The 16,332-nt window shown below is 58.9% G+C and carries 15 protein-coding genes; 4 read left to right on the top strand and 11 right to left on the bottom strand.

Annotated elements, in window-relative coordinates:
* Positions 1-32 precede the first annotated feature (32 nt).
* From AAIH70_RS21675 to AAIH70_RS21665, 3 genes are all read left to right on the top strand, one after another.
* On the top strand, positions 33-2,330 hold the full coding sequence (locus AAIH70_RS21675; RefSeq protein WP_430035560.1) for an FdhF/YdeP family oxidoreductase: 2,298 nt from the start codon (positions 33-35) through the stop codon (positions 2,328-2,330).
* 22 nt (positions 2,331-2,352) lie between these two features.
* Positions 2,353-2,547 (top strand): hypothetical protein, encoded by a 195-nt coding sequence (locus tag AAIH70_RS21670; RefSeq protein WP_132277918.1) that lies wholly within the window; start codon positions 2,353-2,355, stop codon positions 2,545-2,547.
* Positions 2,548-2,647: 100 nt separating this feature from the next.
* Positions 2,648-3,466 (top strand): DUF1206 domain-containing protein, encoded by an 819-nt coding sequence (locus AAIH70_RS21665; protein ID WP_430035558.1) that lies wholly within the window; start codon positions 2,648-2,650, stop codon positions 3,464-3,466.
* 12 nt (positions 3,467-3,478) lie between these two features.
* Here AAIH70_RS21665 and AAIH70_RS21660 read toward each other — a convergent pair whose 3' ends face one another.
* The 10 genes from AAIH70_RS21660 to paoA form a co-directional block, all read right to left on the bottom strand.
* Positions 3,479-4,531, bottom strand: coding sequence for a c-type cytochrome (locus AAIH70_RS21660; RefSeq protein WP_430035556.1), 1,053 nt, complete (start codon positions 4,529-4,531; stop codon positions 3,479-3,481).
* Positions 4,528-5,172 (bottom strand): cytochrome c oxidase assembly protein, encoded by a 645-nt coding sequence (locus AAIH70_RS21655; protein ID WP_430035554.1) that lies wholly within the window; start codon positions 5,170-5,172, stop codon positions 4,528-4,530. Before AAIH70_RS21655 ends, AAIH70_RS21660 begins: the two co-directional genes overlap by 4 nt.
* Positions 5,169-5,552, bottom strand: a complete 384-nt coding sequence (locus AAIH70_RS21650; protein ID WP_430035552.1) for a hypothetical protein — start codon at positions 5,550-5,552, stop codon at positions 5,169-5,171. Before AAIH70_RS21650 ends, AAIH70_RS21655 begins: the two co-directional genes overlap by 4 nt.
* Positions 5,549-8,062, bottom strand: a complete 2,514-nt coding sequence (gene ctaD / locus AAIH70_RS21645; RefSeq protein ID WP_430035550.1) for a cytochrome c oxidase subunit I — start codon at positions 8,060-8,062, stop codon at positions 5,549-5,551. The genes AAIH70_RS21650 and ctaD overlap by 4 nt, the downstream gene beginning before the upstream one ends.
* Complete coding sequence (gene coxB, locus AAIH70_RS21640) at positions 8,062-9,078, bottom strand: cytochrome c oxidase subunit II (protein WP_430035548.1); 1,017 nt, start codon at positions 9,076-9,078, stop codon at positions 8,062-8,064. The genes ctaD and coxB overlap by 1 nt, the downstream gene beginning before the upstream one ends.
* A gap of 73 nt (positions 9,079-9,151) precedes the next feature.
* Entirely contained in the window at positions 9,152-9,838 is a 687-nt protein-coding gene (locus tag AAIH70_RS21635) for a nucleotidyltransferase family protein (RefSeq protein ID WP_132277904.1), read from the bottom strand.
* Positions 9,831-10,772 (bottom strand): XdhC family protein, encoded by a 942-nt coding sequence (locus tag AAIH70_RS21630; protein ID WP_132278059.1) that lies wholly within the window; start codon positions 10,770-10,772, stop codon positions 9,831-9,833. Before AAIH70_RS21630 ends, AAIH70_RS21635 begins: the two co-directional genes overlap by 8 nt.
* Positions 10,773-10,779: 7 nt before the next feature.
* Complete coding sequence (paoC, locus tag AAIH70_RS21625) at positions 10,780-12,978, bottom strand: aldehyde oxidoreductase molybdenum-binding subunit PaoC (RefSeq protein WP_132277902.1); 2,199 nt, start codon at positions 12,976-12,978, stop codon at positions 10,780-10,782.
* A 4-nt stretch (positions 12,979-12,982) separates the two neighbouring features.
* Positions 12,983-13,933, bottom strand: a complete 951-nt coding sequence (locus AAIH70_RS21620) for an FAD binding domain-containing protein (RefSeq protein WP_430035544.1) — start codon at positions 13,931-13,933, stop codon at positions 12,983-12,985.
* Positions 13,930-14,586, bottom strand: coding sequence for an aldehyde dehydrogenase iron-sulfur subunit PaoA (gene paoA / locus AAIH70_RS21615; protein ID WP_132278057.1), 657 nt, complete (start codon positions 14,584-14,586; stop codon positions 13,930-13,932). The genes AAIH70_RS21620 and paoA overlap by 4 nt, the downstream gene beginning before the upstream one ends.
* 249 nt (positions 14,587-14,835) lie before the next feature.
* Here paoA and AAIH70_RS21610 point away from each other — a divergent pair, with 249 nt between their 5' ends.
* Entirely contained in the window at positions 14,836-15,267 is a 432-nt protein-coding gene (locus tag AAIH70_RS21610) for an OsmC family protein (RefSeq protein WP_132277898.1), read from the top strand.
* Positions 15,268-15,813: 546 nt separating this feature from the next.
* On the opposite strand, the gene AAIH70_RS21605 is transcribed toward AAIH70_RS21610, so the two are convergent.
* On the bottom strand, positions 15,814-16,113 hold the full coding sequence (locus AAIH70_RS21605; protein ID WP_430035542.1) for a hypothetical protein: 300 nt from the start codon (positions 16,111-16,113) through the stop codon (positions 15,814-15,816).
* Positions 16,114-16,332: the final 219 nt, after the last annotated feature.

The raw sequence follows: 16,332 nt of genomic DNA, 5'->3' as shown, positions 1-16,332 counted from the left end.
CCACCGTTCAGTAACAGATTGGGAGAAAAACCATGGCCGATTATGTCAGCAACCCGGATGGAAAAGGCCCGGCCGGAGGCTGGGGGTCCCTCAAATCGATCGCACGCATCTACGGGGAGAGCTGGCCGACACCAGCCGTTCTGGAAACCCTGGCACGGCAAAACAAGCCCGGCGGTTTCATGTGCGTTTCCTGCGCCTGGCCGAAGCCGAAAAACTACCATCCGTTCGAATTTTGCGAAAACGGTGCGAAGGCGACAATGTGGGAACTCACCAATGCGCGCTGCACACCGGACTTCTGGAACAACCATACCGTCAGCGAACTCAGGAACTGGAAAGATCACGATCTGGAAATGACGGGTCGCCTGACCCATCCCATGCGGTTCGACCATGCGACGGATCGTTATTTGGAAGTCACCTGGGACGAGGCGTTTGACAGGATCGGGAGGACTTTGAAACGCCTGCATCACGATAGCGTGGTGTTTTATTCATCCGGTCACGCAGGTCTTGAGGCCTCCTATCTCTATGCGCTGCTTGCGCGTGTCTACGGCACCAACAACCTGCCGCAAAGCTCGAACATGTGCCATGAAACCACATCGGTCGGGCTCAACAAGGTGATCGGCTCGCCGGTGGGAACCATCGTCTGGGAGGATCTGGAAAAGACCGACGCGTTTTTCTTCTTTGGACAGAATCCCGGCACCAACAGCCCGCGCTTCCTGCATCCGCTTCAGGACGCCAAAAAACGCGGTGCAAAGATCGTCACTTTCAATCCGGTCATCGAGCAGGGGCTCGTGTCGTTCGTCAGTCCGCAAAATCCGTTCGATATGGTCACGGGGCATGAGACAAAGATCTCCGACCAGTATCTGCAGGTAAAGGCCGGCGGCGATGTCGCCGCAATTCTTGGCCTCTGCAAGGTGGTGGTCGAGGCGGACGATGCAGCAATTGCCTCCGGCTCGAAGCGTGTCCTCGACGTCGAGTTCATCACTGAACACACGACAGGCCTGGAACCGTTCATTACCTTTGTACGCGGCGCCAACTGGTCCGATATCGAACGGGAAAGCGGGTTATCCGAAGCCGATCTGCGCGAAGCCGGTGAAACCTATATCGCTGCGGAACGTGTCATCGGCGTTTACGGCATGGGTTTGACCCAGCATGCCCAAGGCACGCTGAACGTGGCGATGCTGGTGAACCTGCTGCTGCTGCGCGGCAATATCGGCCGCGAGGGGGCCGGATGCTGTCCCGTGCGCGGGCATTCCAACGTTCAGGGTCAGCGCACTGTCGGCATTGCCGAAAAAACCAAACTCATTCCGATGGAGAAGCTGAAGGCCCTGTTCGATTTCGATCCGCCAATGGAGGACGGAACACCGATTGTTGATGCCGTCAAAGGTCTGATGGCAGGAAAAATCAAGGCTTTCATATCGCTGGGTGGCAATCTTGTGCGGGCGGTTCCGGACCAGAAGGATATGGAAACAGCATGGGCGAACCAGGACCTGACGGTGATGGTCTCGACAAAGCTCAACCGTAGCCACCTGTTTCCCGGCAAGGAGGCGTGGATCCTGCCTTGCCTGACCCGTACAGAGCAGGACATCCAGGCGACGGGCAATCAGTCGGTGACCACGGAAGACAGCTTTTCCCATATTTCCGGGTCGATTGGCAAACGCACACCGGCCTCGAAACACCTGAAAAGCGAGCTTGCCATCGTGGCGGGCATTGCCAAGGCAACACTTGCGTCAAACCCAAAATTGAAATGGGATGATTGGACCGGCGACTATAGCCTCGTGCGAGACCTGATCGAGGCGACCTATCCCAAGGATTTCAGGGATTACAACGCGCGCATGTTCGAACCCGGTGGGTTTTATCGCGGAAACGATGCCCATGACCGCATCTGGAATACGGAAGAGAAAAAGGCCGTGTTCACAACTCCCCACAGACTGAACGCCATATCCTTCGAGGATGCGCCGGGTCGTTTCCGTCTGATCACCATGCGCTCAAATGATCAGTTCAACACGACCATCTACGGATATTCCGATCGCTTTCGGGGCATCGAAGGCACGCGCGATGTCGTGTTGATGTGCGAAGACGACATCGCTGCAGCGGGATTTTCAGAAGGACAGTCCGTCACGCTCGTCAGCGATTTTTCCGATGGAAAACATCGCCAGCTGTCCGGCTTGACTGTTGTATCGCACAAACTGCCGCGCGGCACGATCGGCGCCTATTATCCGGAATGCAACGTGCTGAACGCCATCGACCACCATGACGAACTTTCCAAAACGCCGGCAGCCAAGGCGATCCCCGTCAGGATCGTGGCGGATGTATCAGCCGTCAGCGCATAAACCAGCAAAGGAGGATATCCGCATGGGAAACCCCAAAGACGACGCCAAGGGCCAGTTCGCTCCCTCGCAGGCAGACCGCAAAGCGGACGGTGTCCACAGTGCAAAGCCAACCGTGATCACTGGATCGGAAGATGCAACCGTTCATAACGAGCCGCCTCCGCCGAAGCAGGAAAACCGGAAGGCGGCCGGAAAGGTGACTGACTGGGGCTTGCCATAGCCCCAAATCCGACCTGTTTCGACGCGTCCTGGCGCCGCTGAGACAACCTTCCGGTCTCTGGCGCGTTGTCATGCAAATCCCAGATTTGCGGAGCATCAAATTGCCGACAAAACCTCGTTTCGAATGGCTTGCCAAAGCCGGATACACCGCGCGTGGCGTCGTGTTTTTGCTGATTGCGGGCCTCGCCCTGTTTTCCGGTGTGGCCGGCGGCAAACCGGAGACCAAGTCGGCGATTTCAACGCTTCTCGACCAACCCTTTGGCCGCATCTGGGTGGGTCTGATCGGTCTAGGGCTGTTTGGTTTTGTGGCTTGGCGCCTTGCTCAGGCTCTTGCCGACAGTGATGGTCATGGCACGGATGCGAAGGGCGTCCTCATCCGCGCCGCTCTCCTGGGAAGTGCTGTGACATATGTTGGTGTGGCCGGCTATGCACTCGGCCATGCGGTGAACATGGGCGGCGGCAGCGAGGGCTCAGGTGAGCGTGGCCTTGCGGAATGGATCATGACGCAGCCATTTGGATCCTATCTGGCAATCACTGTCGGACTTGGCTTTGTTGTCGGCGGTGTCGTGACTTTGTCCAAGGGCGTCATGCGCAAGTTCGAAAAATACGTCCGCATTCCCGATCGAAAAGGCATTCTGACGACAATCTGCATCTACGGCCTCGTTTCGCGCGGCGTGGTGTTTGCCGTCACCGGCCTCCTGTTTGCCTATGCGGGTATTCGGGTCGATCCGAATGAGGCAGGCAACATGTCCGACGCGCTCGACTGGTTGAGCGAGCTTCCGTTCGGTTCCGTGATCTATGTCGTGATCGCCGTCGGGCTGGCAGCATTCGGTGTCTATAATCTCATCGAGGCACGATACAGAACCGTACGCGGACCGACAAAACATGACGTCGAGCGCGCGATACCATTCCGAAATTAGGTGAGACGGGTCCTATCTCCGGCTGAAATAGGCCGATAGCGCATCGATATCATCCTGCGCCAACCCCTTAGCCGCATCGACCATCAGGTGCCCATAGGATGATCCACCTCGGGTCCCGGCCTGAAACAGCGCCAGTTGCTGACGCAGATAGGCGGAATTCTGGCCGGACAGCTTTGGATAAACCGGATTGGCGCCGGCCTTGTCGTGGCAACTGAGGCAGGCCGGCACCTTGTCCGAAACCCGCCCGACCTCGGCCAGCATTTTACCCTTTTCGATCAGCGCGGGATCCTGAGCCGCGGCTTCTCGAGCGGCCGGCGTTTGCCCTGCGTAATAGGCAGCAAGTTCGGGCAGGCTCTCCGCAGGCAATGTGCCGACTGCCACCTGCATGATGCCGCTTGGCCGCCCTTCGGCAGTGTAGGCTTTCAGGGCATTGAGAAGATAGGTTTCCGACTGGCCGGCAAGCCTTGGAATATAGCTCCCGTCATTCAGCTTGCTCTCGGCGTGGCAGCTTTCGCAGGTGATCGGAAGAGGCGATACCTCGCCTGCATGGCCCATTCCGTGAAGGCCCGACGCCTTGATATAGTCCTCGGCATTTATTTCCGGCAGCTTTTTGAGGAAAGCGACCATAGACCAGATCTCGTCGTCACGTGACTGTGTCGGCCAAGCCGGCATGCCGGTGAAACGCACGCCATGCTTCACGATTTCGAAAAGTTCGCCATCCGACCATTGCGGCACGACCGCCTTCAGGTCCGGCGGCGGCGGCAGCATGGCAAGGACCGAATCCGGGCGTGGCTGGGCCGGCGAACCGTGACAGATGGCACAGCCGGTCTCGAAATGACCGGCGGCTGCCGGTATCAGGGCGGGGTCGGTGAGCGGTGGCGCCTTGTCGGTCGCGACAGAACGCACGGAAACGGAATTGCGCATCACCCAATGCAGAAACCAGTCGGTGATCGCCCAGTGCCCAGTGGACGCGCGCACGCTCATCAGCCCGGACCAGCCGAAGGCGAGACCAAGAAGCGGCGCGATGATGGCGAGCACGATCAGGTGCTTCCAGCGGATGGTCATTCGCCTCTCCTTCCAGAAACTGCGGTAACGCCGGTATTAAGCGTTGTTGCCAGTAACGAGACGCCACCGGCAAGATATACCGCCGCCCCCACCAGCAGCATGATGACACCACCGGCCTGTTGATCGACGACCGGGCTGAGCGGAATGCCGAAACACGTCACCTCAGCGGGCCCGTAGAGTGCGCGCGGCGACAAGGCGAGCAGCGCACCGAGAAGTGTCATATGCATGGAGGTGAACAACAGGCCGACCGCACCTGCCAGACGCCGCGCATCTCTTCCCGCCCCAAGGCCTCCGAGACAAGACAGCCAGAGGATCAGACCCGCGAGAAGGAACGTGATCTGCTCCAACCCCGCCACCGGACCTGAATTTTCCGACAGCTCTCGTAATACGGGGATATGCCATGCCCAGACTGCAACAAGTTCGATAATAGAGGCCATAATCGGCGAGAACCAGGGCCACCTTGCCGGAAAATCGAAACGCGAACCCGACAGGCCGACGGCAAGCAAGGGCGCGGCACAGGCGACGACGCCCATATGGACGATCATGTGGATGGTGAAGGAAGACCGGTCTGCGAAGGGAAGCACTACGCCCCACAAGATCAGGAGCAGGATAAGACCCGCGAAAGATGTCGCACGCTTCATCGCTGGCACTCCGCGATGAAGATCAGCGGTATCGCCGCGTAGACGACAGCGATGAGGCTGAGGCCGGAGAGAAGCAGCGTTGCGTAGCCCTGAAACAGGGTACGGCCCTTTCTGGTCGGCTCGTCATGTGGCGGGTCATGCACGCCAAAACCCCACTGCCGCCATGCGAGGTAAGCCGACAGCACGATGACCGCGAGTGCCACGATCGTGAAGCCGCCGAGTGCCAGCCGTACCGTGTCGAAGCTGAAATCGAGTGTGGCGGCCTTGGCGCAATAAATGGCGACGGCCGCATAGCAGCCGACGAAATGGATTGCCCAGACGGTTGGAGCGGTGAATAGGGTCCAGAGGCTCTCCACCTCGCGTGGGATAAAGCTCTTCATGTGCTCACCATCGGGAAAAGGCCGAGGACTGCGAAGGTGACGACAGCGGTAAAAGCCATGAAATGCCAGTAAAGCGTGACGTTGCGGATATCCTGATCATACTCAGCCGTCATGCGACCGGCAAAACTGCGGGCAAGACTGTAGGCCTGCATGACGATGCCCACCGCGCCATGAACGACCGTCCAGAGGGCGATCACCCAGACCGTGGCGGGATAGACGTTTGAGGTCGGATCCATGCCATGGACATATGGCCCTGCAAGCCCTGCGAGGCAGGCGGCGATGGTGACGAGTATACCGGCGCCAAGCGCGATGCGGCAGCCAGCCGGCCCCTTCTCGTTAAGTGCCCGCGCCGCAATGGTCAAAAGCCATGCGGTGACGAACAGAACAAGGGCGACCATCGGCCAGAACGCACCCGGCCCGGTGGCACCGGCTGTAAAATCGTCATGCACCGTCCAGTAGAAGAAATAACCGAAGATCAGGCTGGCAAAGGCGGTGCCATCGCCGACCATGGTGATGAACATCGCCCACCAGCCCACCGAGGCCGGACCGGACACATAGACCGGCAGCGTCTTTCCAAGGCCAACATCGACCTCTTCCGTCTCCGGGATCTGCGCGGTGCCCGTCCACAGCCACCAGAGGATGGCGATGAATGTGATGACGGCGCAGAGGATCGTCGGGATCCACCAGTGATAGGTGAGCGCAATAAACACACCACCGAGCGCCAGCGCTGAAATCATCGGCACGTAGGAGACGCCGCCGACACGCAGGCACTGGATCGGTTCGGCATCGAGAACGGAGGTCACCAGCGTCTCGCGTTTGCCGGACTTAGCATCCGGCAGGTAATAGCGACCGGCCTCGATATCGGCCTGCAGGTTTTCCTGTTCCCAGAGTGGATAACGACTGGTGATGATCGGCACCGAGCGCATGCCCCAATCCTCGGACGGATCATTGGTCCATTCCAGCGTGCCGGCATTCCAGGGGTTGAGATTGCGCGTCTCCGGTTCGGGTTTCGGGCGGAAAATATCGATGACGAACGTCAAAACCCCGGCAGCAAAGATGAACGCGCCGATCGTAGACAGGAGATTGAACAGATCCCAGCCAAAGTGCTCCGGGTAGGTAAAAACCCGCCGCGGCATGCCGCGAAGCCCGGAAAAATGCATCGGGAAGAAAGCAACATTGAAGCCGACAAACATCAGCCAGAAGGCCACCTTACCCCATGCATCCGAGAGTTTCTTTCCTGTTACGAAGGGGAAATAATAATAGATACCGGCGACGATCGGGAAAAACATGCCACCGATCAGCACATAATGCAGGTGGGCGACGATGAAATAGGTGTCATGCGCCTGCCAGTCGAAAGGTGCCAGCGCCACCATGACGCCGGTCAAACCTCCAATGATGAAGATTGCCAACCCCCCGGCACCGAACAGCATCGGCAATGAAAAAATCACCCTACCAGCCAGCATTGTGGCGATGAACACAAAAATCTGCACCCCCGTCGGGATTGCCACCGCTTCCGATGCAGCGGAGAAAAAGGCGAGCGAAATTTGCGGCAGGCCGGTGGTGAACATGTGATGCACCCACAGGCCAAAACTGAGAAATCCCGTTCCGACGGCCGCCAGCACGATCCACGAATAACCGACGATGGGCCGTTGCGAAAAGGTCGGCACGATCATCGCCATCAGCGCGATGGCGGGCAGGAAGATGATGTAGACTTCCGGGTGGCCAAAGATCCAGAAAAGGTGTTGCCAGAGCAATGGGTCACCGCCACGCGTGACGTCGAAGAACGGCCAGTCAAACATCCGCTCCATCTCGAACAGGATGTCGCCGGCGATCAGCGGCGGGAAGGCGAACAGGATCATCCCCGCGACGATCAGGAGATACCAGGCGAACATCGGCATCATGTTGATGCGCATTCCGGGAGCGCGGCACTTCATGATACCGACGATGATTTCGACAGCCGCCGCGATCGACGCCACTTCGATGAAAGACAGGCCGAGCAGCCATATATCCGCACCGATGCCGGCATATTCCTTGTCCGTTGCCAAAGGCGGATACATGAACCAGCCGGCATTGGGTGCGGCGTTGAAAAAGATCGAGCCGCAGACAAAGATGCCGCCGAGCAGAAAGCTCCAGAAGCCGAAGGCCGACAGTCGCGGAAACGGCAGTTCTCGTGCGCCCAGCATGGAGGGCAGCAGGAAGATTGCCACGGCCTCGAAGATCGGCACGGCAAACAGGAACATCATCACCGTGCCATGCAGGGTAAAGGCCTGATTGTAGAGTTCGGCAGAGACGAGATCATTGTTGGGTGTGGCGAGCTGGGCGCGCATGAGAAGCGCCAGCGCCCCTGCAAACAACATGAAGGCAAAGGCTGTGACGCCGTACCAGAGGCCGATCTCGCTATTGTTGACCGAGGTCCAGTAACGCCAGCCGCCCGGTGTCTTCCACACCTTGCGCAACCGCTCTTCCTGCGCTGCCCGCTCTTCGGGCGAAAAATTGCCGAGCTCCACCATCACCTGAGCTCCTTCAGGAAGGCTGCAATTTTCTCGATGTCGTCTTCAGGCAGCATGCCGAAACGCGGCATCTTCACACCCGGCTTGATCTCGCCCGGATCGGCAATGAAGCGCGCAATATCTTCAGCGGTATGCGGCAATGTTCCGGCCGCCAGCGTGTCGCGCGCGCCAAAGGCCGTCAGGTCCGGGCCGATACGGCCATTGGCCGCCGTGCCGGAAATTGCATGGCAGGCGCCGCAGCCGTTATTGAGAAAGACGGCGAGCCCTTCGGCATCCTGCGGAGCGGAATCCCGGCGCTCGGCAAGCCACGCCTCATGCTCCTCGGGTGCGACAGCGCGCACGGTGAAAGCCATCAGTGCATGGGATTCTCCGCAGAATTCGGCACAGACACCGCGATAGGTCCCTTCCTTATCGGCCGTCAAGGTCAGCGGATTGGTGCGACCGGGAATCATGTCCATCTTGCCGCCGAGTGACGGCACCCAGAAGGAATGGATAACGTCTGCGGCCTTGAGCGAAAAATGCGCCGGTTCGCCGACCGGGATGCGCACCTCGTTGGCCGTCTCGAACATCACCCTGCCTGCTTCATCCAGATAGCGCACCCGCCACCAGAACTGTTCGCCGGTTACCTCGATGCGGCGAACCTGCTGGTCATCCGGCACCCAGGGCCGGATCGCCGGCATCAGCCACATCCCATAGGAAAGAAGCACGCACAGAATGACGGTTGGAATGACGGCTCCGCCCCAGAGGATGACGCGACCGGCACTCTCCTCGCTATGTGCATGCTTCTTGCGCGCCGCATAAATCAACGCAGCCACGAGACCTATCCAGATCACCGCGCCGCCGGCCAGCATGACGTAGAATAACTGGGCGACTTTTGCCGCTTCCGGCCCGGCAGGATCGAGCGTGGAATGGCTGCCGGAGCAGGAACTGATGAGACAGGCGGAAAGGACGAGTGCGAGCGGACAGAGCGGTACCGGAAATCGTTTGTTTCGGGTTGGCCGACAGCGGTCGGTCAATCGCTCATCCATCATCTATGTCAGCACCCCTGCCGGTGCGCGAATGTCGGTTTCGCACATGTTCATTCGGTGCTTAACTCTCAGTTGAACAAACAGTTCCCTGCGCATTGCCGGTAAAAGGTACCCCGCCCGCCGCAATCAGCTCTTCCGGTGTGTCGACATCAGCAAACGCTGCCTCACCGATTTCGACATCGACAATGGCGGCGGCGTTATCCTTCAGAAGTGCGCGCGCTCCGACGTCGCCGGCAAGGCCTTTCAGACGTTCAAACCAAGAAGAGGGGAAAATCACCGGATTGCCCGGTCTGCCATTCGCCGTGGCACGTATGACACGTTCGCCCTGATGCTCGCGAAAGGCCGCTATAAGCCGATCCAGTCGTACGGTTTCTATCGCCGGCATGTCAGCAAGCGCGATCAACACGCCATCCGGTTTATCCGGCTCAGCGGCCATCACCCCAACACGAATAGAGGATGCTAGGCCGGAGGCGGATCCGAGATTTTCGACCACACGCATATCCAGATCTGCGATGGTTTCCCGCAACACACTGTGTTGCTCACCGATGACGACCACGACGGACTGGCTATCGCTTCCGATGGCAGACAGGACCGATTTCCTGAGAAACGGTACACCATCAAAGCGTGCCAGAAGCTTGTGCCCCTGCTCTTTCATACGGCTCGACTGGCCAGCCGCGAGCATGACAATGCTGACAGATGGAGATCTGCTGCTTTCGAGCTTCCCGGCCGTCTGCGGAATCTCATCCATAGGTAGCTAACCGACTTGCGGCAATATCCGCGACCACCGATAGTGCCAGCGTCGTGGCGTCTCGTGTCGGCCCAAACATGCCGATCGGCGCCTTGATCCGATCAATGTCCTGCCGAGAAAATCCTCGCCTCTGCATCCGCTCCGAGCGCTGCCGGTGCGTACGGGTACTTCCCAAAGCCCCGACATAGAAGGCCGATGATGCCGTGGCGACGTCCAGAACACGCTCCTCGGCATCGAGATCATGGTGCAACAGCACGACGGCCGTGAATGCATCCATCATGCTGGCGAGGTCACCTTCAAAGCCATTCGGCAAGACCACATCCCAGCGAGACGTCGTGGCGAGCCGGGCAACCGCCTCGGCTTCCATACTCATTCCGGAAATGACGACGCGCGTCACCGGGCAGTAAAGCGTAACAAATTCGGCACCTTGCCAACAGGTGCGTAGAAGGCATTCCGAAAGTTCGAGTGATTGGCTTTCGGGCGAATATCGCAGCGCCGCCGGCGCTCTGTCGGCCACCCGGTCGAGAACGTCGCGCAGTGGTCCGGCATCCCGCAGCACATGGATCGCAACCGTTATTCCACCACCACAAGGCAGCACTATATCGAAGAAGGGCGAGCCGTCACCATAGGTGACACTGCGATCATTGGCTTCGGCAATCGCGACCAGCGCTTCCGACGCCACGGCTGTCTCCACACAGCCGCCCGACACATAGCCACAGAAACGACCATCGGCGGCGATGGCGACATGTGAGCCAAGCGCCCTCGCCGCGCCTCCGCGAATGTCCACCAGCGTCGCCAGCGCAACACCACCCGTTTCAAAAGCGTCGAGAGCAAACTGGAGGATGTCGACAGGTTGGTCGCCAACATCCACCCGAAAAGGTGTCGGTCTGCTCTCGCTGTCGTCGGCGAATTGTGATGGAGGTTCTGCCGCCATGGCGTCTTCAAGCAACATCCGGTAGTCCTCCGATCAGCTTATCGAGCGTGATCGGATAATCCCGCACCCGCACACCCGTGGCATTGTAGATCGCGTTGGCAATCGCGGCGGCCACGCCACACAGACCAAGTTCGCCCACACCCTTTGCCTTCATCGGCGAGGAATAGGGATCGGTCTCATCCAGGAAAATGACCTCCTGATGCGGGATATCGGCGTGGACCGGAATTTCGTAACCGGCGAGATCATGATTGACGAAAAAGCCACGACGGGTATCGACCGAGAGCTCTTCCAACAGCGCACCGCCCACCCCCATCGTCATTGCCCCGATCATCTGGCTGCGCGCCGTGATCGGGTTAAGGATACGACCAGCCGCACAGACAGCCAGCATGCGGAAGATACGGGTTTCGCCTGTCACGACATCGACGCCGACCTCGACAAAATGCCCGCCAAAGGTCGATTGCTGATGGGTCTCGGTCAGATCGCCCCAGGTCATCGTGTCCTCGCCGACCAGACCGTCCACGCCTGCGGCTTCCGCCAGTGGCACAGTCCTGTTGCCGGAACGGACGTTGCCGTCTTCGAAAATCACGTCGGCGGAATTGAAGCCGAGTTTTCGGGCAACCGCTTCCCGCAGCTTGATGCAGGCGGCGTAAACACCGGACGTCGAGGAGTTGGCACCGAACTGTCCGCCGGAGCCGGCGGAGACGGGGAAACGCGAATCCCCGAGCTGCACGGCCACTCTGTCGACATCAACGCCCATCATTTCGGCGGCAGTCTGGGCAATGATCGTATAGCTGCCCGTGCCGATATCGGTCATGTCGGTTTCGACGGTGACGATCCCGTCGCTGCCAAGCCGCACACGCGCACCGGATGGCAGGACGAGATTGTTGCGGAACGCTGCTGCCACACCAAGGCCGATCATCCAGTTTCCTTCGCGACGCGTGGCCGGCGCCTTGCGGGAATCCCACCCGAAACGTTCAGCACCCAGCTTGAGACAACCGATCAGATCGCGGTGGGAAAATGGCCGCTCGGGATTTTCCGGATCAACCTGCGTATCGTTGATGATGCGGAATTCGATTGGGTCGATCCCGAGTTTCTCCGCCATCTCGTCGATGGCGATTTCGAGCGCCATCAGGCCGGGCGCTTCGCCCGGCGCACGCATGGCATTGCCTTCCGGCAGATCAAGCGCGGCAAGCCGCATCGCGGTCATACGGTTTTCCCCGGCATAAAGAAGCCGGGTCTGCATGACGGCGGTTTCCAGTGATCCGTCCGGCAGATTGCCCGACCAGCTTTCGTGGCCGATGGCGGTGATCTTTCCATCCCGCTGCGCGCCGATACGGATGCGCTGCAGCGTCGCCGGGCGATGCGTCGTATTGTTTGCAATGAACGGACGCGGCAGCGCGACCTTGACGGGACGCCCGCAGGCCTTGGCTCCGAAGGCAGCCAGAACCGCATCGACACGCAAAAACAGCTTTCCACCGAACCCTCCACCGATGAAGGGCGACATCAGATGCACCTTGTCCTTCTCGATGCCGAGCGTCTGTGCGAAATCGCCGCGCCACCAGTCGATCATCTGGCTCGATGTCCACAAGGTCACCTCGTCACCATTCCAGGCAGCGATCGACGCGTGCGGTTCCATCATCGCATGCGACTGATCCGGGGTCGCATATCGCGCATCGAGTGTCACCGGTGCGGTGCGGAAAGCGGCATCGAAATCACCGACAGCACTGTCCGGTTCTTGCGATTCATCCGGTTTCACAGCCTTTTCTGCCGCGACCTCCAGATCGAAAAAGCCTTTTTCTTCCGCGTAATCGACCTTGATCAGAGACGCAGCGGAACGGGCCTGCTCGAACGTTTCGGCAACAACGACGGCGACCGCCTGATGATAATGCTGGATCTGTGATCCGCCAAAAAGGTTTGCAGTATTGAACTGCCCCTTCTTCAGATCCCCGACGTCAAGTGTTGTCACGACCGCCAGAACGCCAGGAGCAGCCTTGGCGGCCGAAGTATCCATCGAGGTGATGCGGCCCTTGGCGATGGCGGAGCCGACGGGGTAACCGTATGCATATGCGATATCGGCGTCATGCCACTCATAGGCATATTTGGCGCGGCCGGTCGTCTTCAGCTGTCCGTCGATGCGGTGGATCGGTTTGCCCACGACCTTCATCCGGTCGATCGGATTGGTCGTTGCCGGTGTGTCGAACTGCATGGCCTTACCCCTTTGCTTCTGCGATCACGGCACCGAGCGTGCGCTCGACCAGATCGATCTTGAACCGGTTATCGTCGGTGGGACGTGCTCCATCGAGCAGAATGCCGGATGTTGCTCTTGCACCTTTCGTCAGTTCAGCATCTGCCTCCTCAACGCGCCATGGCCTTGGCGCCACGCCACCCACGGCGACACGCCCTCTCCCATCAGCCTGTATTACGGCCGCAATGGAAACCAGCGCGAACGCATAGGATGCCCGGTCGCGCACCTTTCGATATATGTGCTTGCCGCCAACTGGTTTCGGCAACACGACGGCCGTGATGAACTCACCGTCTTCAAGTACCGTCTCGACATGCGGCGTGTCACCCGGCAGGCGGTGAAAATTGGCAATCGGTATCGATCGCGTCGAACCGTCGCTTTTCACCGTTTCGACCTCGGCATCGAGCGCCCGCATGGCGACCGCCATGTCGCTCGGATGCGTGGCGATACAGGCATCGCTCGTGCCGATCACCCCAAGCTGGCGTGTCACACCGCCAATGGCCGAACAACCCGACCCTGCCTGCCTTTTGTTGCAGGGCTGGTTCGGGTCGTAGAAATAAGGACATCGCGTCCGTTGCAGCAGATTTCCGGCGGTGGTTGCCTTGTTGCGAAGCTGGCCGGAAGCGCCGGCCACCAGCGCGCGCGACAGAAGCCCGTAATCCCGCCGGACGGTTTCATTTGCGGCCAGATCGGTATTGCGCACCAGCGCGCCGATCCGCAGCCCGCCCTCAGGTGTCGCCTCGATCCTGTCGAGCCCGATGCCGTTGACATCGATGAGATGCTGCGGCGTCTCGATCTCCAGCTTCATCAAATCGAGAAGATTGGTGCCGCCGGCGATAAATTTGGCGCCGGAATTTTTGGCGGCGGCCTGCGCTGCTGCCTCTGCTGTCGAGGCGCGTTCATAGGTGAAGGATTTCATGGGCGTGCCTCCGCAACCTCGACAATGGCGTCGAGGATGTTGGAGTACGCCCCGCATCGACAGAGATTTCCGCTCATCCGTTCGCGAATTTCTGCGTCCGAAATTTCCGCCTGCTGCATCAAATCGGTTGTGGCGTGGCTGGGGATATTGGTTTTGATCTCTTCCAGCGCCGCCACGGCGGAACAGATCTGGCCGGGCGTACAATAACCGCACTGAAACCCGTCATGTTTGACAAATGCCGCCTGCATCGGGTGAAGATCGCCCGGCGCGCCCAGTCCTTCGATCGTCGTCACATTGTCGCCTTCATGCATGACGGCAAGCGTCAGACAGGCATTGATGCGTCTGCCATCGATGAGAACGGTACAGGCACCGCACTGTCCGTGGTCGCAGCCCTTCTTGGTCCCAGTCAGATGAAGATGTTCGCGCAGCGCATCGAGAAGCGTCGTGCGGTTATCGACGTTCAACTGCTGCTTCTCGCCATTCACCGTAAATGACACCTGGGTTTTGTAATTTGTACTGGTTCTGTAATCCATGTCGTTCCCCATCGATTGCGCCGCTATGGGACTGGCGACGGTTCCGCTCGCCGCAATCGTCGCGGCTGACGAGATAAGCAGGTCTCGGCGTGAAAGTTCCATTTGAACCGGGTTAGTCATGTTCACCTCTGTATCAGAGCGCCGACCGCGCAGCATCGCGCGCGTCTCGCATCAACCAATACGGTTCAAGCTAGGGCCTCGTTCCGAAACGATTAGGCACGGATGTCGGCAAGGCCCTATGCGTCTCATTCATAAATGACGCTTCAGCTCTGGCCGCCGCTGATATCGCGTGAAGAACATCAAGGGATGAGGAACGATCCCTCGCCCTGTTCCGTTGAACCATCTCAACCGACAAACGAGGAGAAGATCATGGCGATCAATAAAAGCGGTTCTGCACACTGGGTTGGCGGCATCAAGGACGGCAAGGGCGAAATCTCGACCGAGAGCGGCGCGCTGAAGGCACAGCCTTACGGTTTCAATACCCGTTTTGAAGGCGTGCCGGGCAGCAACCCGGAAGAGTTGATCGGCGCAGCACACGCTGCCTGCTTTACCATGGCCCTGTCGAAAATTCTCGGTGAAGCCGGGTTTACGGCGACCGCACTCGATACCAAGGCGACGGTGACGCTCGACAAGGTCGGAGACGGCTTCGGTATTACAGCGATCAAGCTTGATCTCACAGGCACTGTTCCTGGCACAGATGAGGCGAACTTCAAGGAACTGGCGGAAAAAGCGAAGGCCGGATGTCCTGTTTCAAAGGCATTGGCGGCCGTGCCGATCAGCCTCACTGTTTCGTTTTCTTGACGAAAGAGGCGATCGGGCCTCGGGTCTGGTCGCCTTTGACAATAGGCACGGCTCCAGCCGGCACCCTCATTTGCTCAGGCACCGTAGCCACCAGGAGCTATGATCCCCGAAAAGCTCAATCAGCGAAGATTCTGAAAATCGACCAGTATCCGGTGAATCTTGATAGGCTCCGGCAACTCGATCAGCAATTTCGCATCACGCGGCAGATGATGCACCGACTGGATCCCCCTTCGCAAAGCGGATCATTGGATCGATGTCGGCCCAATAGGAAATGATCGTGAACAACGTCTTGTATTCATGGGGACGCTCTGACCGGGTTGGACCCGTCAGATATGAGCAATCGCCGGCGTTTATGATCGGCAGCGCGTGCGCTACGCAGTCAACCGGTCGACGATACCCGCTTGACTTGAGGTTTAGGCACATCTCAGCTCCACTTTTCCATCGGCGACGTCGGTAAGCCAGCCTTTCAAATGCAGCTGGTTTTGGGTTTGCCGGCGCGGCTGTTAACGACGGCCCCCAACGTTTCTTTTTTAGATACCGGCGGCGTCAGCGAGATCTCATCGACATCTTGAGTGTAAAGCTGGTCCGCGTTGGCGGCTTTGTCCATTCATTCTGATCGCAGAGATGTGCGATCATCACCGTGAATAGCCGCCGTGCTTCCTTTAGTTTTCTGGCATCAGCAATGGGCCTGTCGATAACGCCTTCGAGTACGGAAACGACATCTTTCGAGGCTCGGCGAACGTGCTGTTCTTTAGCCTCAGTCGAGATTTCCAGTGCGAGCGCATACATGCGCATGAAGCTGCACGCATCGCCTGCAACCTTGAGCCAACCATCATGTTTGTTCATGGTTACCGAAATAGATCAGCCGAGACAGATGTCACGCCTGGAGCGATTTTGTAGTCAAGCTCGCATTAACCTATTAGAAGTCATGAATATTACAAGTTGCCGGTTCGCGCCATTCTGCTCGGCACCCCGTGATGAACAGTGTTTCCGGTCCCGTGCACCAACCTTTATCATTTTGCCGGCTGCATCGTGCGTGAGAAATACAACCACCGCTGCCGGACT

Source organism: Neorhizobium sp. BT27B (assembly GCF_050455485.1).
In the GTDB taxonomy this organism is placed as follows: Bacteria; Pseudomonadota; Alphaproteobacteria; order Rhizobiales; family Rhizobiaceae; genus Neorhizobium.
Note: the sequence above shows the minus strand (reverse complement) of the source record. Positions and strands in the feature narration are given on the sequence as shown.